This window comes from Bacillus sp. FSL L8-0654 (assembly GCF_038629965.1).
GTDB classification, from domain to species: domain Bacteria; phylum Bacillota; class Bacilli; order Bacillales; family Bacillaceae; genus Bacillus; species Bacillus safensis.
In genome coordinates, this window is sequence record NZ_CP152026.1 from 1,491,724 (window position 1) to 1,515,901 (window position 24,178).

Here is a 24,178-nt window from a genome sequence, read left to right on the forward strand (position 1 = left end):
ATGAAAACAAGTGAGAGGGAGGAGCCGCATGAAACAAGCTGTCCTTTATGTTGGGCATGGAAGCAGGGTAAAAGAAGCACAAGATAAGGCCATTTCTTTTATGAAAAGCTGTATGCCGTTAGTGAAAGCAGATATACAAGAAATTTGTTTTTTAGAGCTGACGGACCCTTCTATAGAAGAAGGATTTGAGGCCTGTGTGAAAAAAGGAGCGACACACATTGCAATCGTCCCGCTCCTCCTTTTAACTGCCATGCATGCCAAATCGGATATCCCGGTCGAAATTGAGAAAGTGCATGCGCGTTTCCCGCAAGTGAAGGTCACATATGGAAAGCCAATCGGCGTGAATCAAGAAGTAACAAAAGCGGTTGCCGCAAGAATTGAAGAAGCAGGATATCAAGGCGAGCGCGCGCGGATTCTTTTAATTGGCCGCGGGAGCTCTGATCCGGATGTGAAGCGAGATGTGTTTGGCATTGCAGACGATGTCCGAAATCTGCTTCCGCATGCAGAGGTTCTTCCGTGTTTTATTACAGCATGTGAGCCAAATTATCGAGATGTTCTCGCGCAGTTATCAGCAGATGACGATGGGCCTGTCTATCTCGTTCCTTACTTGCTGTTTACGGGGATTTTAATGAAAGAAATTGAAAGTGAAGCCGCTCAGGCGAGAAAGCGGCTGAAAGATGTCCAGGTATGCCGGTATATTGGCTTTCATCCGCATGTCAAATCGGCTTATATTGAACGCGTGCAAGAAACCATTTTAAACAAAGACGATGCGTTTCGTTTCCGAGGAGAAATCCATGCTTCCAGTCCATCTTGATTTAACCGATAAACAAGTGGTCATCGCCGGCGGCGGATCTGTCGCGTTAAGAAGAGCAAAGGCATTGTGTACGGAGTCTTGCCAGATAACAGTTGTGAGTCCTGATCTTTCTGAAGAGATGGCGTGCCTCATTGATACATACGCATTGAATTGGAAGGAAAAGAAGGTGGGCGCTGAAGATTTAAAGGATGCGTTTTTCATTGTTGCTGCTACAAACGACCCTTCGGTAAATGAATGGATTGCACAAACAGCACAGCCTCACCAGCTCGTGAATTGTGTGAGCCAATCTGAGCTCGGCAATGTGATGGTGCCGAAGGTTGTCAAAGCAGGAAAAGTGACGATTTCAGTTTCTACAAGCGGTGCAAGCCCCGCCCGGACAAAACAATTGGCTGCGGCAATTGAATCCTTGCTTGAAGAAGAGGATATTGACGCACTTGATGCCCTTTACATCGAAAGAAAAAAACGACAAATAAAAAGCCGATAAAATCGGGGACTGACCCTCGATTTTATCGGCTTTTTATTTATTTTCTCAGCTTGAGCACAAGATCTTCGTCAGGCGTGACAAATAATGTTTGCTGCTGATCATACGTAACAAAGCCAGGCTTTGCTCCGTTTGGTTTTTTCACATGCCGGATTTTTGTATAGTCGACAGGTACGGAGCTGGACTCTTTTGCCTTTGAAAAATAGGCGGCAATTTGAGCCGCTTCAAGCAGGGTTTGTTCATCAGGTGCTTGGTGACGGATGACGACATGTGATCCAGGAATATCCTTTGTATGCAGCCAAATATCATCACGAGCAGCTGCCTTTGTAGTCAAATACTCGTTTTGTTTGTTGTTTTTTCCGACTAAAATTGGAATGCCTTGGGATGATTCATACGTTTCGAGCTGAATGGCCGCCGGTTTTTTCTTTTTGGCGAGACGCTTTTGTTTGGCGCGCAAATATTTTCCTTCAACAAGCTCTTCTCTCATTTCCTCTAAATCCTTCGGTGAAGCAGAGGACAGCTGCTGAATCAGCTCTTCAAAATAAGCAATTTCTTCATGTGTCCGCTTAATTTGTTCATTTACAGCTTCTACAGCATTTTTTGCCTTTTGATATTTTGTAAAATATGCCTGGGCATTTTCAGAAGGGGTTTTGTTTGTTTTGAGCGGAATCGTGATTTCTCCGCCGTCTTCATCGTAATAATTGATGACAGTCGCTTCTTTATCCCCTTTTTTAATCGCATATAAATTGGCTGTTAACAGCTCACCATAGAGCTGATATTTGTGTGCATCTTGAGATTCTTCAAGGGTTCTTTTTAGCTTTTTCAGCTTGTTTTCATTTTTCTTTTTTTCATTGACGACAAACCGTTCAAGGTCCGCTGCCTGCTGTTTGACTCTATCTCTCTCAGCTTTTCCAAAATAAAAGCGGTCAAGCAGCTGGCTGAGTGAGTCGAATGTCTTCATCTCGCCATGGACATGCTGAAGCTCTAATAAATAGAAATACTCTTTTCCGTCTTTTCTTGTGAGCTGCGGTGTAAAAGAATGCATGCGAATGAGCTGAAACATGTCGAGCAGTGTATTTGGAATCGTTTCTTGATTGGCAAGACCGGCCCGGTGTACAACTTCCTTTGCAAACAGCGGGGAAACCCCAGAGAAGGTATCGACAATTTGATTTGCGATCTTTCCTTCTTGAAAGCGTAAATGCTTCAAAATATCATCCTTTGTCACGTCAAAAGGATTCAATTTTTGCTGCGCAGGCGGCAGAAGGTATTCGTGACCAGGAAGCACCGTTCGATAGCTGTTCACAGATGGAGAAAGGTGTTTCAAACCATCAATGATCTGCTGCGTTCCATCCTCTACCAGAATGAAATTACTATGACGTCCCATGATTTCAATGTAAAGCTTACGCGTCTGCTCATCGCCAATTTCATTTCTGCTTCTTACATGAAGCACGATCACCCGGTCAAATCCAATCTGTTCAAAACGTTCAATGAAGCCGCCCTCAAGATGCTTTCTGAGGAGCATACAAAACATTGGCGGCTCGCTTGGATTGTCGTATTGATGCTCAGTGAGCTGCACTCTCGCATAGCTCGGATGAGCCGATAAAAGGAGCTTATGATTTTTCCCGTTTGCCCGAATATGAAATATCAGCTCGTGCTTATATGGCTGATGGATTTTAGAAATCCTCCCGCCAGTTAATGTCTCTTGCAATTCATTTGTCATACCATATGTAAAAATGCCGTCAAATGACATGTTGGATACACCCTCTTCTTTCACACAAATCTACTGAAAGAACTTCCGTTTTCTCGTTCTTTAGGCAGTCTTATTATTATAGCATGATTTAGGACGAGTCTGAATAAACTGGCTTATAGAACACTGCATATGAGAGAGAACAAAAGAGGAGTGGACGAGGTCAAATGAATTGGCATGAACTGAACCAAACCGATTTATTAAAAACAATGAATACATCGATAGGTGACGGACTGTCAGAAAAAGATGTACAAAAGCGGCTTGAAAAACACGGGCCAAATGAATTGCAGGAAGGAAAAAAGGCGTCGGCTCTGATCATTTTTTTAGCACAGTTTAAAGATTTCATGATGTTAATCTTGCTTGCAGCAACAATCATTTCTGCCTTTTTAGGAGAATACATTGATGCTGTTGCGATTGTAGCCATTGTTTTGATTAATGGTGTACTCGGCTTTTATCAAGAGCGCCGGGCGGAAAAATCCCTTCAAGCGTTAAAAGAATTATCAACTCCGCATGTATATGCAAGGAGAAATAATGAATGGGTCAAGATCCCGTCTAAACATCTCGTGCCAGGGGATATTGTGAAATTTTCAAGCGGAGACCGGATTGGGGCAGATATTAGATTACTAGAAACAAAGAGCTTAGAAATTGAGGAGTCCGCTCTCACTGGCGAGTCTATCCCAGCGGTCAAACACGCAAGTCCTCTTTCAAGCAGCCATGTCTCACTTGGAGATTTGACGAACATGGCCTTTATGGGGACGCTTGTTACTAGAGGAAGCGGCGTAGGGGTTGTCATTGGTACAGGAATGAATACGGCAATGGGGCAAATTGCCGGTATGCTGGATGCAGCAGGTAATATGGAAACGCCGCTGCAAAGGCGTCTCGAGCAGCTCGGGAAAATTCTGATTGTGGCTGCTTTATTTTTAACGGTGCTCGTAGTGGTTCTCGGTGTTGTGCAAGGACATGAATTGTATCATATGTTCCTAGCGGGAGTATCTCTTGCTGTTGCGGCAATTCCAGAAGGACTGCCGGCGATTGTCACTGTCGCACTTTCCCTAGGGGTGCAGCGGATGATCAAACAGAAATCGATCGTCAGAAAGCTCCCGGCTGTGGAAACACTCGGCTGCGCGTCAATCATTTGCTCAGATAAAACAGGAACGATGACGCAAAATAAAATGACCGTGACCCATGTATGGGCAGAGGGGAAAACGTGGAATATTTCTGGCACAGGCTACGAGCCATCCGGTGACTTTACCTTAAACGGAGAAATCGTCCATGCCGACAAGCACCCAAGCCTGCAAAAGGTGTTATTATACGGGGCGCTTTGTAATACATCGACCATCGTTGAAAAAGACGGGGAGATGAGGCTTGATGGCGATCCGACAGAGGGGGCGCTTCTTACCGCAGCACGTAAAGCGGGTTTTACAGAGCAATTCATTGAAGCTGGATTTCATGTCATTGAGGAGTTTCCTTTTGACTCAGAAAGAAAGATGATGTCAGTCGTCGTTGAAACGAATCAAAAAGAGCGGTATGTCATTGCAAAAGGTGCGCCGGATGTACTAATGAACCGTTCAAGTCATATCATGCACGGCGGACGCACAGCTTCTTTTTCAGCAACTCATAGGCAAGAAGCAGAAGCTGCGATTCAAGGGTTAGCAAGACAGGCGCTTAGAACCATTGCCATTGCGTATAAAAAAGTCGGTCTGACAGAAAAAATCACCTCTGTAAAGCAGGCTGAAACCGATTTAACATTTATCGGGTTAGAGGGCATGATCGATCCACCGCGTCCTGAAGTCAGACGAGCGATTAAAGAGTGCCGGGATGCCGGGATTAAAACGGTCATGATTACAGGCGACCACGTAGAAACGGCCAAAGCGATCGCCAAAGACTTGAGCCTTTTACCGAAACAAGGACAGGTGCTCGACGGGAAAGCGCTTGATCAGATGAACGACAAAGAGCTTGAGCAAACAGCTGAAAATGTATACGTCTTTGCCCGGGTTTCCCCTGAGCATAAACTGAGAATTGTCAAAGCCTATCAAAAAAATGGGCATGTTGTGGCGATGACAGGTGATGGGGTCAATGATGCGCCTGCCATTAAACAAGCAGATATCGGTATCTCCATGGGCATCACTGGAACAGACGTAGCCAAAGAAGCGTCTTCTCTTATTTTACTTGACGACAACTTTGCGACCATAAAATCCGCCATTAAAGAGGGCCGGAATATTTATGAAAACATTCGTAAGTTTGTCCGTTATTTGCTGGCATCAAATGTCGGAGAAATTTTGGTCATGCTGTTTGCGATGCTGCTCGCGCTGCCGCTGCCGCTCGTTCCTATACAAATCTTATGGGTAAACCTTGTCACAGATGGTCTGCCGGCTATGGCACTTGGCATGGATAAGCCAGAAGGCGATGTCATGAAGAGAGAGCCGCGGAATGTGAAAGAGGGCATTTTTGCTAGAGGGCTTGGCTGGAAGGTCATTTCAAGAGGCTTCCTCATCGGACTTGCGACCCTTTTGGCATTTATATTTGTGTATCACCGCGATCCAAACAACCTGCAATATGCACAGACTGTCGCATTTAGTACGCTTGTTTTGGCGCAGCTCATTCATGTATTTGACTGCCGCAGTGAACGGTCCATTTTTGAACGTAACCCATTTGGGAACCTTTATTTGATCGGTGCGGTTTTGTCATCACTTTTGCTCATGCTTGTGGTCATTTATTACCCGCCGCTTCAGCCGATTTTCAAAACGGTCGCGGTTGCACCAATTGATTGGCTGCTGATCATCGGGATGTCTGCACTGCCAACTTTTTTACTGGCAGGATCACTTTTGACAAGAAAAAAATAATTGATTATGGTATAATTTTGAGGTAATAGTGTCTGCTATTACCTTTTTCATTTTATTAATATGAAAGAATTGGGTGTTTTAACATGATACGCAGTATGACGGGATTCGGCCAAGCGAGTAAAACGGATGGAGAACTGACAGTGTCAGTTGAGCTAAAATCGGTCAATCACCGTTTTAAAGAGGTTCATGCCCGTTTGCCGAGGCCGCTTTTATATTTCGAAGATACATTAAAAAAGATCATTCTTCGTCACGTGCAGCGCGGTAGAATTGAGCTGTTTGTCACGATTGAAGGCGGTAAACTAGCAAGCCGGTCCTTACAGATCGACTGGCCGCTGCTTGATGAATACATGAAAGCCGCAAAAGACCTCGAGAAACGCTATCACATTTCAGGCATTCAGCATGCACATGACTTACTGGGGCTGGAGCTTGCCGTTCAGGTGGAAGAGTCAGCCAGCCGAAATGAACAGTTAGAGCAGCTGCTGATGGAAGCTTGCGAGGCTGCTGTCAAGGAGCTTTGCTTCATGAGAGAGCAAGAGGGAGCATCCCTTCAAAAAGACTGTGAACTGAGGCTTTCTGAACTAGAGGCCTATACAGAAGAAATCAAAGTCTTTGCACCAGAGGTTGTGAGTCAGTACAAAGAACGATTGAATCAGCGATTGCAAGAATGGATCGGAGAGGCGCTTGACGAGAGTAGACTGACTACAGAGGCAGCCATCTTTGCTGACCGGTGTGACATTACAGAAGAAATTACGAGACTGAAAAGTCATTTTCAGCAGTTCCAGCAAATCTTGCTGCAAGGCGGTGCTGCCGGCCGAAAACTTGACTTCCTTGTACAGGAGCTCAACCGTGAAGTGAACACCATTGGATCAAAAGCGAACCATCACCATTTAACAAAGCTGGTGGTTGAAATGAAAAGTGCTATTGAAAAAATAAAAGAACAAGTGCAAAATATAGAATAGTCATTGTGTATGCTGTTTACAGTGCGTCTCTTTCGGCGAGACTAGAGACGTTTATATTACAGGGGGGACGAAAGAAGATGACCATAAAGTTGATCAATATCGGATTTGGAAACATCATTTCAGCGAATCGGATGATTTCGATCGTCAGTCCGGAATCAGCACCGATTAAACGAATGATACAAGACGCAAGAGATCGAGGCATGCTCATAGATGCTACATACGGAAGAAGAACCCGTGCTGTTGTCATTATGGACAGTGACCATGTCATCTTATCTGCCGTTCAGCCTGAGACTGTCGCGCAAAGACTATCTGTAAAAGAAGAAATCATAGATGAAGGGCAGGGGTAATACGCCATTATGAAAGAAAGAGGACTTTTAATCGTTCTCTCTGGACCTTCGGGAGTTGGAAAAGGAACGGTCAGACAAGCCATTTTCTCCCAGGAAGATACGAAATTTGAATACTCTATTTCTGTGACGACACGCAAACCGCGTGAAGGTGAAAGAAATGGTGTCGATTATTTCTTTAAAACCAGGGAAGAATTTGAACATATGATTGAAAATAAAAAGCTGTTAGAATGGGCAGAGTACGTCGGGAATTACTACGGCACGCCTGTTGACTATGTAGAACAGACATTAAGCGAAGGAAAAGATGTTTTCCTTGAAATTGAAGTGCAAGGTGCACTTCAAGTAAGAGAAGCATTCCCGGAAGGTCTTTTTATTTTCCTTGCACCGCCTAGTCTTTCAGAACTTCAAAACCGTATCATTACTCGCGGTACAGAATCTGAGGAGCTCATTCGAAACCGAATGGCTGCTGCGAAAGAAGAAATTGAAATGATGGATGCTTACGACTATGTCGTTGAAAACGATGATGTCGAGCTTGCTTGTGAAAGAATCAAAGCGATCGTCCTTGCAGAACACCTGCGCAGAGACAGAGTCGCACCAAGATATAAAAAAATGCTGGGGGTAGAATAAACCATGTTAGATCCTTCAATTGACTCATTGATGAACAAACTTGATTCAAAATATACACTTGTAACAGTGTCGGCACGCCGTGCACGTGAAATGCAGATCCATCAAGATCAGCAGATTGAAAACACAAAGTCTTACAAATTCGTAGGCAAAGCACTAGAAGAAATTGACGCTGGTCTTTTGACATTTGAAAAAGAGGATCAAGAATAACACATCGCTTCTGCAATGCAGATACGATACGTTCAAAAAAGTCAAAACTATGATTGGTTTTGACTTTTTTGAATTGTAGACGAATTTGTGAAAAAGGCCGTTAAGGGGGACAAACAAATGTTACAGTCAAAAAATATATTGCTCGGTGTCAGCGGAGGAATCGCCGTATATAAAGCAGCAGCACTTACTAGTAAACTCGTACAAGCAGGCGCAAATGTAAGAGTGATTATGACGGAATCTGCTCGTGAGTTTGTGTCTCCGCTTACCTTCCAAGCACTGTCTCGGCATGAGGTATATGTAGATACATTCAAAGAAAACAATCCAAAAGTCATTGCACATATTGACGTAGCTGACTGGGCCGATCTCATTCTTGTTGCCCCTGCAACAGCACATACGATTGGTAAAATGGCAGGTGGACTTGCAGATGATATGCTCACAACGACTTTGCTTGCTTCTACAGCGCCTGTATGGGTCGCACCAGCGATGAATGTGCATATGTATGATCACCCGGCTGTGAAACGGAACATTCGCACATTATATGAAGACGGCTACCGGTTTATTGAGCCGAGTGAAGGTTATTTAGCCTGCGGGTACATTGGAAAAGGGCGATTAGAAGAGCCTGAAAAAATTGTGGAACACATCCGGGCCTTTTTTGAAGAGCCAAAAAGCTTACCGCTCTCAGGTAAAAAAGTTGTGGTGACAGCAGGTCCTACACGTGAAGTGATCGATCCTGTCCGGTTCTTTACAAACCGTTCTAGTGGAAAAATGGGCTATGCGATTGCAGAGGCTGCTCAGCAAATGGGTGCAGATGTTACGCTGATTTCTGGACCTGTTTCTTTAACTGAACCTGACCATGTACATGTAGTGCACGTTGAATCAGCTGAAGAGATGTATCAAGCTGCGCTAGATGTATACGGGGAAGCTGATCTTGTCATTAAATCAGCAGCTGTCGCCGATTACACCCCTGTCACGACATATGCTCATAAAATGAAAAAACAGGCCGGCGCTCTGGACATTGAATTCACCCGGACAAAAGATATTTTAAAAGAGCTGGGGAAAAGAAAAGAGCATCAAGTGCTGGTCGGATTTGCAGCTGAAACGCAGGATGTAGAATATTATGCGAAAAAGAAAATTGAATCCAAGCATCTAGATATGATTGTGGCCAATAACGTCACTAAAGAAGGTGCAGGCTTTGGCACAGATACCAATGTGGCAGCGATCATCAAAGCAGATGGAACGAAAAAAGAGCTGCCAATGATGAGCAAAAAAGACCTCGCTTTTGAAATTTTAAAGGAGGCAATAATGCTGCTTCCAAAAGAGCGTGATCGCGCATGATTGCTGAAGTCATCGTAGATGTCACAACGAAAGCCATTGACCGGCCATTTGATTACCGGGTACCAGATCGATTCAAAGATCTCGTCAAAGCGGGAATGAGGGTGGTCGTTCCCTTTGGCCCGCGGAAGATTCAAGGGTTTGTGACAAAAGTCAAAGAGGAAACAGACATCAAGACAGGAAGCATTAAAGAGATAGTCGATTTATTTGATTTATCACCTGTTCTGACAGATGAGCTACTGGAGCTTTCTCACTGGCTGACGGAAAAAACATTGTCCTATCATATTACGGCACTTCAATCGATGCTGCCCGCAGCCATGAAGGCAAAGTATGAAAAAGAAATACAGGTGCTATCAGAGGAAGAACTTCCGCAGTCATTGAAAGAGCTTTTCGGTCAGCGAGAGAGCATTCTTTATGCTGACATCCCGTCTGAACAATTAAAACAGATTCAAAAGCATGTCCAAAAAGGTCATCTAGAGGTGAGATACCATGTCTCGCAAAAATCTGGAAAGAAAAAGGTCCGCATGCTCCAGCTGGCTGTATCGAAAGAAAAACTTGAAGAAAAGCAGCAGCAGCTAAAGAAAAATGCGGTAAAACAAAAGGCACTGATCTCCTACTTGCTTCAAGCGGGAGAGGCAGCCTTTTTAGCGAAAGACTTGCAGCAGCAAACAGGCGCGAGTTCTCAAACGCTTAAAACCTTTATTCAAGAAGGGCTGTTAACAGAAAGCTATGAAGAGGTCTACCGGGATCCTTATCGTGACCGGGAGTTTACACCATCTGCATCACTTGATCTCACGCCTGAGCAAAGAGAGGCGGCAAAACATATTCATCAAGCAGTCAGTGAGAATCAGCACGCAACCTTTTTACTGCACGGAGTGACAGGAAGCGGCAAAACGGAGATTTACTTGCAGACAATTGATCATGTTCTTCAAAAAGGCAAAGAAGCGATCGTTTTAGTTCCTGAGATTTCGTTAACCCCTCAAATGGTGCAGCGATTTAAAGAACGATTTGGCTCAAATGTGGCTGTTCTTCACAGCGGCTTATCGACAGGAGAAAAATATGATGAATGGCGGAAGATTCATCGCAAGGAAGTCAAGCTTGTCGTTGGCGCAAGATCTGCTGTTTTCGCTCCATTTGAAAATTTAGGCATGATTATTATAGATGAAGAGCATGAATCCTCTTATAAACAAGAAGAAATGCCTCGTTATCATGCCAAGGATGTCGCCATTGAACGAGCAGTGCGGCATCAATGTCCAGTCGTATTAGGCAGTGCAACACCTTCACTTGAAACCTATGCACGTGCAAAAAAAGGCGTCTATACATTGCTGTCGCTCAAGCACCGCGTCAACCAGCAGCAGCTGCCGCACGTTTCGTTAATTGATATGAGAGAAGAACTAAGAAATGGCAACCGCTCCATGTTCTCAGAAGAATTAATGATCAGGTTAAAGGAAGTGCTTGAAAGAAAAGAACAAGCCGTTTTATTTCTGAACAAAAGAGGCTATTCATCCTTTGTGATGTGCCGTGATTGCGGTTATGTGGAGCAATGTCCTCATTGCGAAATTTCTCTTACCTATCACCGCTATCAAAAACGGCTGAAGTGCCATTATTGTGGTCACGAAGCACCAGTACCTGCTGAATGTCCAGAATGCCACAGTGAGCATATTCGCTATTTTGGAACTGGCACGCAGCGAGTAGAAGAGGAACTGACAAAGGTATTGCCTGAGGCGCGTGTAATTCGAATGGATGTGGATACAACGTCTCGAAAGGGTGCTCACGAAAAGCTTCTTACGTCTTTTGGCAATAAAGAAGCGGACATTTTGCTCGGGACGCAGATGATTGCAAAGGGGCTGGATTTCCCAGATGTCACACTTGTTGGTGTTCTCAGTGCGGATACATCCCTTCACATCCCTGATTTTCGTTCAAGTGAAAAAACATTTCAGCTTCTCACGCAGGTCAGCGGCAGGGCAGGGCGCCATGAAAAAGCAGGCTCGGTTATTATTCAATCGTATACACCTTCTCACTATAGTATTGAATTAACGAAGCAGCATGACTACGAAGCCTTTTATGAACAGGAGATGCTGCATCGTCGCCACCAGTCCTATCCGCCTTATTACTTTTTGGCGATGGTGACAGTGTCACACGAAGAAGTGACGAAGGCAGCGCATGTTACTGACCAAATTGTCCAGTTCCTAAAAATGAACTGTGCACCGAATACTCGAATCCTTGGTCCGGCCGCATCACCAATCGCTAAGATCAAAGATAGATATCGATATCAATGCGTGATAAAATACAAAAGGGAAAATGAACTGGCAAGTTTACTACGGAAAATACAAGACCATTATCAAAAGGAAATGGAACAAAAACAATTGATGATTTCAATAGATATGAATCCATATATGATGATGTAAAACGGAGGGCTGTAAGTGGCAGTAAAACCAATAGTCATACATCCGGCAGAAGTGCTTGAACAAAAGACAGAGCGCGTCGAGACGTTCGATAAAAAGCTTAAAAAACTGCTGGATGATATGTATGATACAATGCTTGAGCTGGATGGAGTTGGACTAGCAGCACCACAAATCGGTATTTCAAAAAGAATCGCTGTTGTAGATATCGGAGAAGAATCTGGCAGAATTGACTTAGTGAACCCCGAGGTGCTTGAAGTAGAAGGAAGCCAGACAGATATTGAAGGCTGCCTGAGCTTTCCATCTTTATACGGCACTGTAGAGAGACCGAACTATGTGAAGGTAAAAGCCTTTGATAAGAAAGGTAAACCATTTACAATAGAAGCAGACGGATTTTTAGCAAGAGCTTTATTGCACGAAATTGATCATTTAGACGGCATTTTATTTACGTCAAAAATCATTGAAACGTATACAGAAAAAGAACTTGCGGAAATGGAAGGGTGAAGAAAATGGCACGTATCGTATTTATGGGAACCCCTGATTTCTCAGTACCTGTGCTGCAAACACTGATAACAGAAGGATACGAAGTGGTAGGGGTTGTCACGCAGCCAGACCGCCCAAAAGGAAGAAAACGAGTGCTCACACCGCCTCCTGTAAAAGTGGAAGCCTTAAAGCACGGCATTCCTGTGTTGCAGCCTGAAAAGGTGCGCCTTGATGAAGAAATTGATAAGGTGCTTGCATTACAGCCGGATTTAATCGTCACAGCGGCATTTGGACAAATCTTACCAAAGCGATTACTCGATGAACCTAAGTTTGGCTGTATCAATGTTCATGCCTCGCTCCTGCCAGAACTAAGAGGCGGCGCGCCGATCCATTATGCGATCCTTCAAGGCAAAAAGAAAACAGGCGTTACCATCATGTACATGGTGGAAAGGCTTGATGCAGGTGACATGATCAGTAAAGTAGAAGTAGAAATCGATGAATTAGACAATGTCGGAACATTGCATGATAAATTAAGTGCAGCTGGTGCCACGCTGCTAAAAGATACGGTGCCAAATGTTCTAAGCGGGTCTATTTCTCCAATTCCGCAAAATGAAGAAGCGGCCACATACGCACCAAATATTAAGCGGGAGCAAGAAAGATTAGACTGGACAAAAACCGGTGAAGAGCTTTACAACCAAGTTCGCGGGCTAAATCCTTGGCCAGTTGCCTATACTGAATGGAACGGCGCTCATCTAAAAGTATGGGAAGCGAAAAAGGTTCCGCTTCAAGCGCAAGAAGAACCCGGGAAAGTGATTGAGCTTCAAAAAGAAGGTCCGGTCATTGCAACTGGGAATGAGCAAGGCCTTTTATTAACAGGTGTGCAGCCAGCTGGTAAGAAAAAAATGAGCGGCGAAGACTTCTTAAGAGGCGCAAATATCGAAATTGGACAGAAATTAGGGTTAATGAATGAAGAAAAGTAATGTGAGAGAAGTAGCGCTGGACGCTTTAATCAAACTCGAACAAAATCAAGCTTACAGTAATTTGCTGTTGCAGTCAGTCATGAAAGATAAAGACTTAGCTGATCAGGACAAACCGCTGTTAACAGAGCTTGTATATGGTACACTGCAAAATAAGCTGGCATTAGATTATATGCTGACGCCCTTTGTGAAAAAACCGCAAAAGGTCGCTCCATGGGTGATGCAGCTTTTGCGGATGTCTCTTTATCAAATGGTGTACCTTGAAAAAATACCAGATCGTGCAGCCATTCATGAAGCTGTCGAGCTAACGAAAAAGCGCGGGCACAAAGGCATTTCTTCACTTGTGAACGGTGTTCTTCGTTCCGTACAAAGAGAAGGCGTTCCGTCATTTGATGCGATCAAAGATCCCGTAAAGCGGCTGTCCATTGAGACAAGCCACCCATTATGGCTTGTGCAGGAGTGGGTTCAGGCGTACGGGTTTGAAGCGGCAGAAAGCATGTGCCGCATTCATTTAGTTCCGCCAAAGCAAACCCTTCGTGTCAATCGAATGAAAACTGACCGCACGGCACTGCAGCAAAAACTAATGGATGCAGGCATTGAAACGGAGCTTGGCGACTTATCTGAAGATGCACTTAAGCTCATGAAAGGGTCCATCGTCTCAACCCCTTCTTTTCAAGAAGGCTATGTGACGATACAAGATGAAAGCTCGATGCTTGTCGCAAGAGCGCTCGACCCTCAGCCGGGAGAAACGGTGCTTGACGCCTGTGCGGCTCCTGGCGGAAAATCAACACATATTGCAGAACGTATGAACGATGAGGGCAAAATTGTTTCTCTTGATTTACATGAACACAAAGTGAAACTCATCAAACAAGCAGCAAAACGTCTGAACCTTACTCACATTGAGGCAAAAGCACTTGATGCAAGGAAAGCGGCAGACTATTACAGCGAAGCTTCGTTTGACCGTATTCTCATTGATGCACCGTGTTCCGGTTTTGGCGTCATTAGACGCAAACCAGATATGAAATATACAAAGTCACAAGAAGACTCAGCAAGGCTTGCAGCTATCCAGCAGGCCATTTTAAAGGAAGCGGCCCCGCTTTTAAAACCGGGCGGAACCCTTGTATACAGTACGTGTACAATGGACCCAACAGAAAATCAACAAGTGATTCATGCGTTTTTACAAGAACACCAAGACTTCGAACCCGATCTATCTCTTAATGAACGGCTGCCTGAGCAGGTTGCTCCGTTTGTTCAAAACGGAAGTGTACAAATCCTTCCTCATTATTTCGGAACAGATGGTTTCTTTATTTGCAGCATGAGAAAGAAGGGATAAAAAATGACAGAACAAAAAGTAAGAAAAGAACTGAAGACAGAAATGCCGTCGATCTACTCATTTGAGCTTCACGAAATGAAAGAATGGTTAAAAGAACAAGGCGAAAAGCCTTTCCGCGCAGCCCAAATTTTCGAGTGGCTTTATGAGAAACGTGTGACATCCTTTGACGATATGTCTAACCTTTCAAAGGATTTAAGAGAAAAATTAAAAAATCAATTTGCGATCACCACATTAAAAACTGTGATCAAACAAACGTCTCAAGACGGAACGATCAAGTTTTTATTTGAATTACATGATGGCTATACGATTGAAACAGTACTGATGCGCCACGAATACGGCAACTCTGTCTGTGTCACAACTCAGGTTGGCTGCCGAATCGGCTGTACATTCTGTGCATCTACACTTGGCGGGTTAAAACGAAACCTTGAAGCAGGAGAAATCGTTGCTCAAGTATTGAAAGTGCAGCAGGCACTTGACGAAACAGATGAGAGAGTCAGCTCGGTTGTCATCATGGGAATTGGCGAACCGTTTGATAACTTTGACGAAATGCTTGCCTTCCTTAAAATCATCAACCATGACAACGGCTTAAATATTGGCGCGCGTCATATTACAGTGTCGACAAGCGGAATCATTCCAAAGATCTATCAATTCGCTGATGAGCAAATGCAAATCAATTTTGCTGTCTCTCTGCATGCACCGAACACAGAGATCAGAAGCCGTCTGATGCCGATCAATAAGGCATATAAGCTGCCAAAATTAATGGAAGCCATTGAATACTACATTCAAAAAACGGGTAGACGTGTCAGCTTTGAATACGGCCTGTTTGGCGGAGTAAATGATCAAGTGCATCATGCAGAAGAGCTTGCAGACTTATTAAAAGGAATCAAGTGCCACGTGAACCTCATTCCGGTGAACTATGTACCGGAAAGGGATTATGTAAGAACACCAAGAGAACAAATCTTCCTATTTGAAAAAACGCTGAAAGAACGCGGCGTAAACGTAACAATTAGACGAGAGCAAGGCCATGATATTGATGCTGCTTGCGGTCAGCTAAGAGCGAAGGAGCGTCAGGAAGAGACGAGGTGACGAATGTTGATAAGGGCAGCCTTTCAAACCGATACAGGAAAAGTCCGTCAGCATAATGAAGATGATGCAGGTATTTTTGAAGCAAAAGAAGACACCCTTCTAGCTGTTGTAGCAGATGGAATGGGAGGTCATCTTGCTGGTGATGTCGCCAGCAGGATGGCCGTCTCTTCTTTAAAAGAATACTGGGAAGAAACATCTTCAATTCCAGCAAAACCAGCAGAGCAAGAAAGCTGGTTAATCTCAAAAATAAGTGACATTAATGATCAAGTATATGAACATGCGAAAAACAATGAGGAGTGCCAAGGAATGGGGACAACCATTGTTTGTGCGCTCGTTCATTTGCAAACGGTCACAATTGCCCATATTGGCGACAGTCGCTGCTACTTGCTAAGAGAAGGAGCACTGACCCAGCTAACAGATGACCATTCACTTGTAAATGAGCTTGTGAAAACAGGTGAAATTTCAAAAGAGGATGCAGAATATCATCCAAGAAAAAATGTGCTTACGAAAGCATTAGGAACAGATAAACACGTTCAAATCGATGCCCATACCTTTGAAGTGGACCCTGGAGATCAAATCCTGCTTTGCTCAGATGGTTTATCCAATAAAGTAGAAGAAGAGAATTTGATTCATATTTTAACGCAAACGACCGCACCAGATGAAAAAGTAACAGCATTAATCCAAACAGCGAATGACAACGGCGGTGAAGATAACATTACAGCAGTATTGTTAGAAATCTCCTCCCAGCCAGAGGAGGGTGACAGCAAGTGTTGATCGGAAAACGGATCAGCGGCCGTTATCAGATTCTTCGCGTCATAGGCGGAGGCGGAATGGCAAACGTTTATTTGGCGGAGGATATGATTTTAGATCGCGAAGTTGCGATTAAAATTTTGCGCTTTGACTTTGCAAGCGATGATGATTTTATTAGACGTTTCCGGCGCGAGGCGCAGTCAGCCGCAAGTTTAGATCATTCAAATATTGTCAGCATCTACGATGTAGGGGAAGAAGATGACATTTATTATATTGTCATGGAATATGTCGAGGGGATGACGCTGAAAGAATACATACATGCCAATGGCCCGCTTCATCCGAAAGAAGCCGTTCGCATTATGGAGCAAGTGGTTGCGGCAATGGAAGAAGCCCATGCAAAGCAGCTCGTCCACCGGGACATTAAGCCTCACAATATATTAATAGACAACATGGGGAATATTAAAGTCACTGATTTTGGGATTGCCATTGCACTCAGCTCAGCGACCATCACCCACACAAATTCGGTTCTAGGATCCGTGCACTATTTGTCTCCAGAGCAAGCCCGCGGAGGTCTTGCGACGAAAAAGTCAGACATCTATTCACTTGGAATTGTGCTCTATGAACTCATTTCTGGACGCATGCCATTTGAAGGGGAATCAGCTGTCAGTGTTGCGCTGAAGCATTTGCAATCAGAGCCGCCATCTGTAAGAAGATGGAATCCTTCTGTTCCACAAAGCGTGGAAAACATCATTTTAAAGGCAATGGCCAAAGATCCATTTTATCGATATGAAGATGCATCTGAAATGCAAAAAGATCTGCAAACTGCTTTCGACCCTTCAAGACTAAAAGAAAAACGCTTTGTCATTGAAGAGGATCATGAAGCAACGAAAGCGATCCCAATCATTCAAGATCATCAAGTCGATCAAGACAATGAAAAAACAGCTGTCCATCCGGTGCAAAAACCGAAGAAAAAAGAGAAACAAAAGCCGAAAAAGAAACGAAAAAAATGGCCTTGGGTTGTGGCATCCATCCTGTTTATTCTAACTGCTGCGACCATTTTAGCCATCACTGTGTTTCCCGGACTGCTCTTTCCAAAAGATGTTGAGGTCTCTGATGTATCTGGCATGACGATTGAAAAAGCAGAGGACACCTTGAAGAAAGCCGGCTTTACCGTGGCCTCTGAACCAATTGAGATCGCTGATGAAAAAATTGAAAAAGGGCTTGTCGTCAAAACAGACCCGAAAATCGGCACAAAGGTAAAAGAAGGAACCGAGATTCAGCTTTACCAAAGTACTGGCAAAGAAAAGACCGAATTACCTGATGTAACAGGTGAAAAGGTCGATAAAGCAAAAGAATTATTAGAGAAAAAAGGGTTTAAGCAAGTTGTTGTGGAGGAAGTAAATGATAATGACACCGAATCTGGAATTGTCATGGAACAGAAACCTTCAGCGAGTACTGAGCTTGTGGCAGCAGATGAAGAAGTGACGTTGACGGTCAGCATAGGTCCTGCCGATATTACTTTGCGGGATTTAACGACATATAGTAAACAGGCTGCATCGAATTATTTAGAGGATAACGGATTAAAGCTTGATGAAAAAGAAGCGTATTCTGATGATGTACCAAAAGGTGAGGTCATGAAGCAGGAGCCAGGAGCAGGTACTGCTGTGAAACCAGGGGATACGGTTAAGATCACCTTCTCACTCGGACCGAAGAAAAAACCGGCTAAAACGGTAACTGAGAAGATTGCCATCCCGTATGAGCCAGTCACTGAAGGGCAAGAGATGACCGTTCAGATTTCCATTGACGATGCTGAGCATAGCATTTCTGATTCATATGAAACCTTTAACATCACTGCACCAACTGAACGGACCATTAAATTTAAGATTGAACCGGGTCAAAAAGGATACTATCAAGTGACGGTTGATGATAAAGTCGTAAGCTCTAAAACAATCGAATACCCTGACGATGAATAAAGGAGGGACTTTATGCCTGAGGGCAAAATTATTAAAGCATTAAGCGGATTTTATTATGTGCTCGATGAGTCTCTAGAAAGTGGAAAAGTGATTCAGTGCAGAGCGAGAGGCATTTTTCGAAAAAACAAAATCACACCTCTAGTTGGAGATTATGTTGTATATCAAGCGGATAACGATAAAGAAGGCTATTTATTAGAAGTAAAAGAGCGGACAAACGAACTTGTTCGTCCGCCTATTAGTAACGTCGATCAAGCGGTGCTCGTTTTCTCTGCGACAGAACCGACCTTTAGCACATCGCTTTTAGACAGATTTCTAGTGCTGGTGGAAGCAAATGATATTAAGCCGATTATCTGTATCACAAAAATGGACTTATTGAAAACAGATGAAGAGCGTGAAAGTATTCAAGGCTATGCAGAGGACTATCGGCAAATTGGATATGATGTTCATGTAACATCCACGATCGAGGGAGACGGAATTGAAAAGCTGACCCCGCATTTTCACAATAAAATCACTGTATTTGCCGGTCAGTCTGGTGTAGGTAAGTCCTCCCTTTTAAATGCGATGAGTCCTGAGTTGGCGCTGAAAACCAATGATATTTCCTCTCATCTTGGAAGGGGAAAGCATACGACAAGACATGTCGAACTCATTCGTACAGCAGAAGGGCTCATTGCAGATACACCTGGCTTTAGCTCGCTCGAATTTACCGGCATCGAAGCGGAAGATTTAGGTCTTTACTTTTTAGAAATCAAAGAGCGGAGTGCTGATTGTAAGTTTAGAGGCTGTCTGCATGTGAAAGAGCCTGGCTGTGCAGTAAAAGGCGCGGTCGAACAAGAGCAAATCAGAGCGTATCGCTATCAGCATTATTTAGAGTTTTTAACTGAAATCAAAGACAGAAAGCCGAGGTACTAACTCATGGTTTATATTGCCCCTTCCATTTTATCAGCAGATTTCGCCAATTTGGAGAAAGATATCCGTGATGTGGAACAAGGCGGAGCGGATTACATTCATATCGATGTGATGGACGGCCATTTTGTACCGAATATCACATTTGGACCGAATGTTGTGGAAGCGATCAGACCGCATACAAAGCTGCCGCTCGATGTTCACTTAATGATTGAGCAGCCAGACCGGTATATTCCTGCATTCGCAAAAGCAGGTGCTGACATTATTTCTGTCCATGTAGAAGCTTGTCCGCACTTGCACCGCACGATACAGCACATAAAAGAACAAGGTGTAAAAGCAGGTGTCGTCTTGAACCCGCACACACCTGTTTCTCAGATTGAGCATGTATTAGAGGACGTAGACCTTGTCTTATTCATGACGGTGAATCCTGGTTTTGGCGGACAGGCGTTCATTCCATCTGTCCTCGAGAAGGTAAAAGAAGTGAAGACCCTTAGCGAACAAAAGGGCTTATCAGACTTACTCATAGAAATAGACGGCGGTGTCAATGTAGAGACTGCAAAGAGCTGTAAAGAGGCGGGCGCTAACTTACTTGTGGCCGGCTCAGCGGTATACGGTAAAAACAACCGTGCAGCCGCCATTCAGGCCATTCGAGAAGCGTAAAAAAAGGAACCAAAGTCACTCTGATCTTTGGTTCTTTTTACATGGAGAGGAGCGTATATCATGCACATACATATCGTAGCCGGCGGTCCTTTTGAATACATCCCGCCCCTTGAACAGGAAGCATCACAGGACGATATTCTCTGGGTCGGTGTAGACCGGGGGACGCTTTTTTTACTAGAGAACGGCATCATGCCTGCCAAGGCTTTTGGTGATTTTGACAGTGTGACAGAAGAAGAGCTTTGTGAGCTGAAAAAGAAATTGCCTGCCTTGAATGTATTTCAGGCTGAAAAGGATGAAACCGATTTAGAGCTTGCGCTGAACTGGGCCATGCGCCAGCACCCAGCGCATATTCACATCTACGGCATTACAGGAGGAAGGGCTGATCACTTTCTAGGAAATATTCACCTTCTATATCAAGGCATTCAGCACAAGCAGAACATCACTCTTGTAGATAAGCAAAATATCATTCAAATGTTTGGACCTGGTACATACGAAATAAAAGAAGACCCTGATAAAAAATATGTGTCGTTTCTGCCCTTTGGTACATCGGTTGAAAAGCTGACATTAAAAGGTTTCAAATATCCTCTGAAAAATTGTCATATTGAGCCTGGTTCCACACTATGTATTAGTAACGAACTCATCCACTCAAGTGGTACTTTTTCTTTTCATGAAGGCATATTAATAATGGTAAGAAGCAAAGATTGACCAACCTATCAATGTGGATGGCTGATTAAGCTCAATTGTGCTGCAAGCGGTACTTTTAGGAGGGGGACAAAATGAAATTTTATACAATCAAACTGCCTAGATTTCTTGGCGGCATTGTCCGTGCGATGCTTGGTTCATTTAAAAAAGATTAATGAGTAATCTCCTTTATTTCCACATAAAAACGCCTGCTACAGTTTATTGTAGCAGGCGTTTACTCTTGCTTATACACGCTCAACTTTACCAGATTTCAAAGCTCGAGCTGATACATATACTCTTTTAGGCTTACCGTCCACTAGAATACGAACTTTTTGAAGGTTCGCGCCCCATGTACGTTTTGTAGAGTTCATTGCGTGAGAACGGTTGTTCCCAGCTTTTGTTTTTCTGCCTGTAATAACGCATTTACGTGCCATTTGTTTCCCTCCTAACTGCGAAAACATCATCATATTCTTCATATACGTACTTAGAGATGCCTCAAGATACTTTAATAATTTACCACAGCTTCAAGGGGTTTGCAAGGATTGTTTACTCCTCTTTCAAGAAAAATACCTTGACATCTTGATAAAAAATCAAGGCTATAGTATAAGTAGGATTGGGTCGGATTGAATGATTTCTTTTAAAAAGAAGGGTCTTATAGTAAAATAGTGATAACTCAGGGCAATTTCTCAAAAAGGGGGAACCAATGTGTCCATTGAACTTAGAACGAAATACGGACAAATTGATATATCAAATGAAGTCATTGCAATGGTGGCAGGAGGCGCTGCGATCGATTGCTATGGTATTGTTGGCATGGCGTCCAAAAATCAAATCAAGGACGGCTTGACGGATATTCTCCGCAAAGAGAACTTCAGCCGGGGTGTTCTTGTGCGTCAAAAAGAAGACCGCATTCATATTGATATGTACATCATCGTAAGCTACGGTACAAAAATATCAGAAGTCGCACATAATGTTCAAACGAAAGTCAAATACACGATTCATCACACAATTGGACTTTCTGTTGACTCGGTCAACATTTATGTACAAGGAGTAAAAGTTACGAACCCGTAGTAAGGAGGAAATATATTGTCTATTAGAAATCTTGATGGCCGCTCATTTGCAAAAATGATTCTTGCAGGTGCTCACCATCTTTCTCAAAACGCACAAATTGTTGATGCGTTAAATGTTTTTCCAGTGCCAGATGGAGACACGGGGACAAATATGAATTTGTCGATGACTTCAGGGGCAAAAGCAGTTGAAGAAACAAATACCGATCATATTGGGAAGGTCGGCGTGGCCCTCTCGAAAGGCTTATTGATGGGCGCAAGAGGAAACTCTGGCGTGATCCTGTCACAGCTCTTTAGAGGTTTCAGTAAACATATTGAACAAAAAGAAACGATTGATGCAAAAGAATTTGCTCTTGCCTTACAGGCGGGTGTTGATACAGCATATAAAGCCGTGATGAAACCGATTGAAGGAACGATCTTAACAGTTGCAAAGGATGCAGCAAAGAAAGCGGTTGCTGTTTCGGCAGCAGAGGATCAAATTGACCGCGTTCTAGAGTTAACGATTGAGGAAGCAAGAGCATCACTTGATCGAACGCCAGATCTGCTTCCTGTCTTAAAAGAAGTGGGTGTTGTCGATAGTGGAGGTAAAGGACTTCTATGCGTATATGAAGGTTTCCTTGCTTCATTAAGAGGAGAAGAGCTTCCTCCTAAAGCGGCTTCTTTACCTACGCTAAAAGAACTCGTTAGTGCAGAGCATCATAAAAGTGCGCAAAGCCATATGAACACAGAAGATATCGAATTTGGCTACTGTACTGAATTTATGGTGAAATTTGAAGAAGACAAACAGTCCTTTGATGAGAATGCCTTCAGACAAGACTTAAGTGAATTCGGAGATTCACTTCTTGTGGTGTCTGACGATACACTGGCGAAAGTTCATATTCATGCAGAGCAGCCAGGAGATGTCTTATCCTATGCACAGCGCTACGGCAGCTTAATTAATATGAAAATAGAAAACATGAGAGAGCAACATAGCTCAATCGTGAACGAAGAAAGAGAACACGCACCTGCTGCACCAAAAGCACCTGCTGCTGAAAAACAGCGCTTTGGCGTCGTCAGTGTCGCAATGGGAGAAGGAATTGCTGACTTGTTCAAAAGTATCGGAGCTTCCGTCGTCATTGAAGGCGGACAGACGATGAATCCGAGCACAGAAGACATTGTCACAGCAATAGAAAGCGTACATGCCGAAACCGTCTTTATCTTACCTAATAATTCTAATATTGTCATGGCAGCTAAACAGGCGGCAACTGTCTCAAACCGTGAGGTCGTTGTCATTCCGACGAAGACCGTTCCTCAAGGAATGTCGGCACTTCTTTCTCTCAATGAAGCAGCTTCAAATGAAGACAACGAAAGAGCGATGCTAGAAGCGATTGACCATGTGAAAAGCGGGCAAATTACCTTTGCAGTAAGAGATACTCAAATTGATGGAATCGACATTGCGAAAGGTGATTATATGGGTCTGTTCAACGGGAAAATCACGTTAACAGCGAAAAATCAATTAGATGCAGCAAAAGAACTTCTAACCAAAATGGTGACAGAAGATGATGAGATTGTCACCATCATTAAAGGGGAAGATGCATCATCTGATGAGCTGGATGCACTGCAAGCCTTTATTGAAGAAACATTTGAAGATGTAGAAGTTGAAGTCCACGATGGAAAACAGCCGCTTTATTCATATATTTTGGCGGTTGAATAACGAAAGAAGGGCAAATAAAGCCCTTCTTCTTCTTTTGCAATTTTTTACTAGCCATTCCACGGTGAAATGAGTTGCGGGAAACGAATGAATCCATTAGTCTAAAGAAAGAACCAAACCATACGCGAGTGGTGATGAGAGGGGAAGACCTATGAAATTTAGAAGTGTGTTTGATATTATTGGACCTGTCATGATTGGGCCATCAAGTTCGCACACAGCGGGTGCGGCTCGTATAGGGAGAGTAGCTCGCAGCTTATTTGGAAGAGAACCGAAACGAATTGTCGTTTCATTTTATGGTTCTTTTAAAGATACGTATAAAGGACACGGTACAGATGTCGCCATTATTGGCGGTGTTCTTGACTTTGATACATTTGATGAACGAATCAAAACAGCGATCGATATTGCAAAAAGCAAAGAGATCGACATTGAATTTAAAGAAGAAGAGGCGGTGCCGGCGCATCCGAATACAGCAAAAGTAGAGATTTCAGATGCGAACGGAAGCCTTGAACTAATCGGGATTTCCATCGGCGGAGGTAAAATTGAAATCACAGAATTAAATGGCTTTGAGCTCAGGCTTTCAGGGAATCATCCTGCCATTCTTGTGGTTCATAACGATCGCTACGGGACGATTGCGGCAGTTGCCAATGTCTTAGCGAAATTCGCCATCAACATCGGTCATATGGAAGTGGCGCGTAAAGATGTCGGGCAAGAGGCACTGATGACGATTGAAGTGGATCAAAATATTGACCCAGCGGTCCTATCAGAGCTTGAAACGCTGCCAAACATTATTCAAGTCACACAAATTGCAGAGTAACAACAAGG

The 24,178-nt window shown here is 43.6% G+C and carries 24 protein-coding genes; 22 read left to right on the forward strand and 2 right to left on the reverse strand.

The features are described 5' to 3' along the window. Positions 1–28 precede the first annotated feature (28 nt). A complete protein-coding gene (locus tag MHH65_RS07570; RefSeq protein ID WP_024426950.1) occupies positions 29–814 on the forward strand; it encodes a sirohydrochlorin chelatase in 786 nt (261 codons plus the stop codon). Continuing rightward, positions 795–1,298, forward strand: coding sequence for a bifunctional precorrin-2 dehydrogenase/sirohydrochlorin ferrochelatase (locus MHH65_RS07575; protein WP_024426951.1), 504 nt, complete (start codon positions 795–797; stop codon positions 1,296–1,298). The genes MHH65_RS07570 and MHH65_RS07575 overlap by 20 nt, the downstream gene beginning before the upstream one ends. Before the next feature lie 37 nt (positions 1,299–1,335). On the opposite strand, the gene MHH65_RS07580 is transcribed toward MHH65_RS07575, so the two are convergent. After that, complete coding sequence (locus tag MHH65_RS07580; RefSeq protein ID WP_024426952.1) at positions 1,336–3,045, reverse strand: NFACT RNA binding domain-containing protein; 1,710 nt, start codon at positions 3,043–3,045, stop codon at positions 1,336–1,338. Positions 3,046–3,209: 164 nt separating this feature from the next. On the opposite strand from MHH65_RS07580, the gene MHH65_RS07585 reads away from it, so the two are divergent. The 17 genes from MHH65_RS07585 to spoVM all read left to right on the forward strand — a co-directional run bounded on the left by MHH65_RS07585 (position 3,210) and on the right by spoVM (position 20,778). After that, entirely contained in the window at positions 3,210–5,885 is a 2,676-nt protein-coding gene (locus tag MHH65_RS07585; protein ID WP_335351000.1) for a calcium-translocating P-type ATPase, SERCA-type, read from the forward strand. Between the two features lie 83 nt (positions 5,886–5,968). Further along, the gene (locus MHH65_RS07590) at positions 5,969–6,844 is read left to right on the forward strand and encodes a YicC/YloC family endoribonuclease (protein WP_024424215.1); all 876 of its coding nucleotides are present in this window, start codon (positions 5,969–5,971) and stop codon (positions 6,842–6,844) included. Between the two features lie 77 nt (positions 6,845–6,921). After that, positions 6,922–7,191, forward strand: coding sequence for an extracellular matrix/biofilm regulator RemA (gene remA / locus MHH65_RS07595; RefSeq protein ID WP_008344898.1), 270 nt, complete (start codon positions 6,922–6,924; stop codon positions 7,189–7,191). A 9-nt stretch (positions 7,192–7,200) separates the two neighbouring features. Beyond that, positions 7,201–7,815 carry a guanylate kinase gene (gene gmk, locus MHH65_RS07600; RefSeq protein ID WP_024424214.1) on the forward strand — a complete coding sequence of 205 codons (615 nt, stop codon included), beginning with the start codon at positions 7,201–7,203 and terminating at the stop codon, positions 7,813–7,815. A 3-nt stretch (positions 7,816–7,818) separates the two neighbouring features. Then, a complete protein-coding gene (rpoZ, locus tag MHH65_RS07605; RefSeq protein ID WP_003211647.1) occupies positions 7,819–8,022 on the forward strand; it encodes a DNA-directed RNA polymerase subunit omega in 204 nt (67 codons plus the stop codon). Between the two features lie 117 nt (positions 8,023–8,139). Further along, positions 8,140–9,357: a bifunctional phosphopantothenoylcysteine decarboxylase/phosphopantothenate--cysteine ligase CoaBC gene (coaBC, locus tag MHH65_RS07610; protein WP_024426954.1), complete on the forward strand. Its 1,218-nt coding sequence runs from the start codon at positions 8,140–8,142 to the stop codon at positions 9,355–9,357. After that, a complete protein-coding gene (gene priA, locus MHH65_RS07615) occupies positions 9,354–11,762 on the forward strand; it encodes a primosomal protein N' (RefSeq protein WP_098676869.1) in 2,409 nt (802 codons plus the stop codon). Before coaBC ends, priA begins: the two co-directional genes overlap by 4 nt. A 15-nt stretch (positions 11,763–11,777) precedes the next feature. Then, positions 11,778–12,260, forward strand: a complete 483-nt coding sequence (gene def / locus MHH65_RS07620) for a peptide deformylase (RefSeq protein ID WP_025092560.1) — start codon at positions 11,778–11,780, stop codon at positions 12,258–12,260. A 5-nt stretch (positions 12,261–12,265) separates the two neighbouring features. Beyond that, positions 12,266–13,219 (forward strand): methionyl-tRNA formyltransferase, encoded by a 954-nt coding sequence (fmt, locus tag MHH65_RS07625; protein WP_024426956.1) that lies wholly within the window; start codon positions 12,266–12,268, stop codon positions 13,217–13,219. Beyond that, complete coding sequence (rsmB, locus tag MHH65_RS07630) at positions 13,206–14,549, forward strand: 16S rRNA (cytosine(967)-C(5))-methyltransferase RsmB (RefSeq protein ID WP_024426957.1); 1,344 nt, start codon at positions 13,206–13,208, stop codon at positions 14,547–14,549. Before fmt ends, rsmB begins: the two co-directional genes overlap by 14 nt. 3 nt (positions 14,550–14,552) lie before the next feature. Beyond that, the gene (rlmN, locus tag MHH65_RS07635; RefSeq protein ID WP_024424208.1) at positions 14,553–15,635 is read left to right on the forward strand and encodes a 23S rRNA (adenine(2503)-C(2))-methyltransferase RlmN; all 1,083 of its coding nucleotides are present in this window, start codon (positions 14,553–14,555) and stop codon (positions 15,633–15,635) included. Between the two features lie 3 nt (positions 15,636–15,638). Next, complete coding sequence (locus MHH65_RS07640) at positions 15,639–16,409, forward strand: Stp1/IreP family PP2C-type Ser/Thr phosphatase (RefSeq protein ID WP_034281746.1); 771 nt, start codon at positions 15,639–15,641, stop codon at positions 16,407–16,409. Continuing rightward, positions 16,403–18,358, forward strand: coding sequence for a Stk1 family PASTA domain-containing Ser/Thr kinase (gene pknB, locus MHH65_RS07645; protein ID WP_024426959.1), 1,956 nt, complete (start codon positions 16,403–16,405; stop codon positions 18,356–18,358). Before MHH65_RS07640 ends, pknB begins: the two co-directional genes overlap by 7 nt. Positions 18,359–18,370: 12 nt before the next feature. Beyond that, a complete protein-coding gene (rsgA, locus tag MHH65_RS07650) occupies positions 18,371–19,267 on the forward strand; it encodes a ribosome small subunit-dependent GTPase A (RefSeq protein WP_024426960.1) in 897 nt (298 codons plus the stop codon). A gap of 3 nt (positions 19,268–19,270) precedes the next feature. Continuing rightward, positions 19,271–19,921, forward strand: coding sequence for a ribulose-phosphate 3-epimerase (gene rpe / locus MHH65_RS07655; protein ID WP_024426961.1), 651 nt, complete (start codon positions 19,271–19,273; stop codon positions 19,919–19,921). A 60-nt stretch (positions 19,922–19,981) separates the two neighbouring features. Next, complete coding sequence (locus MHH65_RS07660) at positions 19,982–20,626, forward strand: thiamine diphosphokinase (RefSeq protein WP_024426962.1); 645 nt, start codon at positions 19,982–19,984, stop codon at positions 20,624–20,626. Positions 20,627–20,697: 71 nt separating this feature from the next. Then, on the forward strand, positions 20,698–20,778 hold the full coding sequence (spoVM, locus tag MHH65_RS07665; protein WP_008354550.1) for a stage V sporulation protein SpoVM: 81 nt from the start codon (positions 20,698–20,700) through the stop codon (positions 20,776–20,778). 69 nt (positions 20,779–20,847) lie between these two features. Here spoVM and rpmB read toward each other — a convergent pair whose 3' ends face one another. Continuing rightward, positions 20,848–21,036: a 50S ribosomal protein L28 gene (gene rpmB / locus MHH65_RS07670; protein WP_003212514.1), complete on the reverse strand. Its 189-nt coding sequence runs from the start codon at positions 21,034–21,036 to the stop codon at positions 20,848–20,850. Positions 21,037–21,307: 271 nt separating this feature from the next. On the opposite strand from rpmB, the gene MHH65_RS07675 reads away from it, so the two are divergent. The 3 genes from MHH65_RS07675 (at position 21,308) to sdaAB (ending at position 24,170) form a co-directional block, all read left to right on the forward strand. After that, positions 21,308–21,670 carry an Asp23/Gls24 family envelope stress response protein gene (locus MHH65_RS07675; protein ID WP_008344871.1) on the forward strand — a complete coding sequence of 121 codons (363 nt, stop codon included), beginning with the start codon at positions 21,308–21,310 and terminating at the stop codon, positions 21,668–21,670. Positions 21,671–21,685: 15 nt separating this feature from the next. Beyond that, positions 21,686–23,359 (forward strand): DAK2 domain-containing protein, encoded by a 1,674-nt coding sequence (locus tag MHH65_RS07680; protein WP_024426963.1) that lies wholly within the window; start codon positions 21,686–21,688, stop codon positions 23,357–23,359. 148 nt (positions 23,360–23,507) lie between these two features. Further along, positions 23,508–24,170 carry an L-serine ammonia-lyase, iron-sulfur-dependent subunit beta gene (gene sdaAB, locus MHH65_RS07685; protein WP_024424201.1) on the forward strand — a complete coding sequence of 221 codons (663 nt, stop codon included), beginning with the start codon at positions 23,508–23,510 and terminating at the stop codon, positions 24,168–24,170. Positions 24,171–24,178 lie beyond the last annotated feature (8 nt).

Excerpts from the sequence above, each read along its gene's own strand:
- MHH65_RS07570 (WP_024426950.1), top strand. The coding sequence starts at position 29 with ATGAAACAAGCTGTCCTTTATGTTGGGCATGGAAGCAGGGTAAAAGAA.
- MHH65_RS07575 (WP_024426951.1), top strand. The coding sequence starts at position 795 with ATGCTTCCAGTCCATCTTGATTTAACCGATAAACAAGTGGTCATCGCC.
- MHH65_RS07580 (WP_024426952.1), bottom strand. The coding sequence starts at position 3,045 with ATGTCATTTGACGGCATTTTTACATATGGTATGACAAATGAATTGCAA.
- MHH65_RS07585 (WP_335351000.1), top strand. The coding sequence starts at position 3,210 with ATGAATTGGCATGAACTGAACCAAACCGATTTATTAAAAACAATGAAT.
- MHH65_RS07590 (WP_024424215.1), top strand. The coding sequence starts at position 5,969 with ATGATACGCAGTATGACGGGATTCGGCCAAGCGAGTAAAACGGATGGA.
- remA (WP_008344898.1), top strand. The coding sequence starts at position 6,922 with ATGACCATAAAGTTGATCAATATCGGATTTGGAAACATCATTTCAGCG.
- gmk (WP_024424214.1), top strand. The coding sequence starts at position 7,201 with ATGAAAGAAAGAGGACTTTTAATCGTTCTCTCTGGACCTTCGGGAGTT.
- rpoZ (WP_003211647.1), top strand. The coding sequence starts at position 7,819 with ATGTTAGATCCTTCAATTGACTCATTGATGAACAAACTTGATTCAAAA.
- coaBC (WP_024426954.1), top strand. The coding sequence starts at position 8,140 with ATGTTACAGTCAAAAAATATATTGCTCGGTGTCAGCGGAGGAATCGCC.
- priA (WP_098676869.1), top strand. The coding sequence starts at position 9,354 with ATGATTGCTGAAGTCATCGTAGATGTCACAACGAAAGCCATTGACCGG.
- fmt (WP_024426956.1), top strand. The coding sequence starts at position 12,266 with ATGGCACGTATCGTATTTATGGGAACCCCTGATTTCTCAGTACCTGTG.
- rsmB (WP_024426957.1), top strand. The coding sequence starts at position 13,206 with ATGAAGAAAAGTAATGTGAGAGAAGTAGCGCTGGACGCTTTAATCAAA.
- rlmN (WP_024424208.1), top strand. The coding sequence starts at position 14,553 with ATGACAGAACAAAAAGTAAGAAAAGAACTGAAGACAGAAATGCCGTCG.
- MHH65_RS07640 (WP_034281746.1), top strand. The coding sequence starts at position 15,639 with ATGTTGATAAGGGCAGCCTTTCAAACCGATACAGGAAAAGTCCGTCAG.
- rsgA (WP_024426960.1), top strand. The coding sequence starts at position 18,371 with ATGCCTGAGGGCAAAATTATTAAAGCATTAAGCGGATTTTATTATGTG.
- rpe (WP_024426961.1), top strand. The coding sequence starts at position 19,271 with ATGGTTTATATTGCCCCTTCCATTTTATCAGCAGATTTCGCCAATTTG.
- MHH65_RS07660 (WP_024426962.1), top strand. The coding sequence starts at position 19,982 with ATGCACATACATATCGTAGCCGGCGGTCCTTTTGAATACATCCCGCCC.
- spoVM (WP_008354550.1), top strand. The coding sequence starts at position 20,698 with ATGAAATTTTATACAATCAAACTGCCTAGATTTCTTGGCGGCATTGTC.
- rpmB (WP_003212514.1), bottom strand. The coding sequence starts at position 21,036 with ATGGCACGTAAATGCGTTATTACAGGCAGAAAAACAAAAGCTGGGAAC.
- sdaAB (WP_024424201.1), top strand. The coding sequence starts at position 23,508 with ATGAAATTTAGAAGTGTGTTTGATATTATTGGACCTGTCATGATTGGG.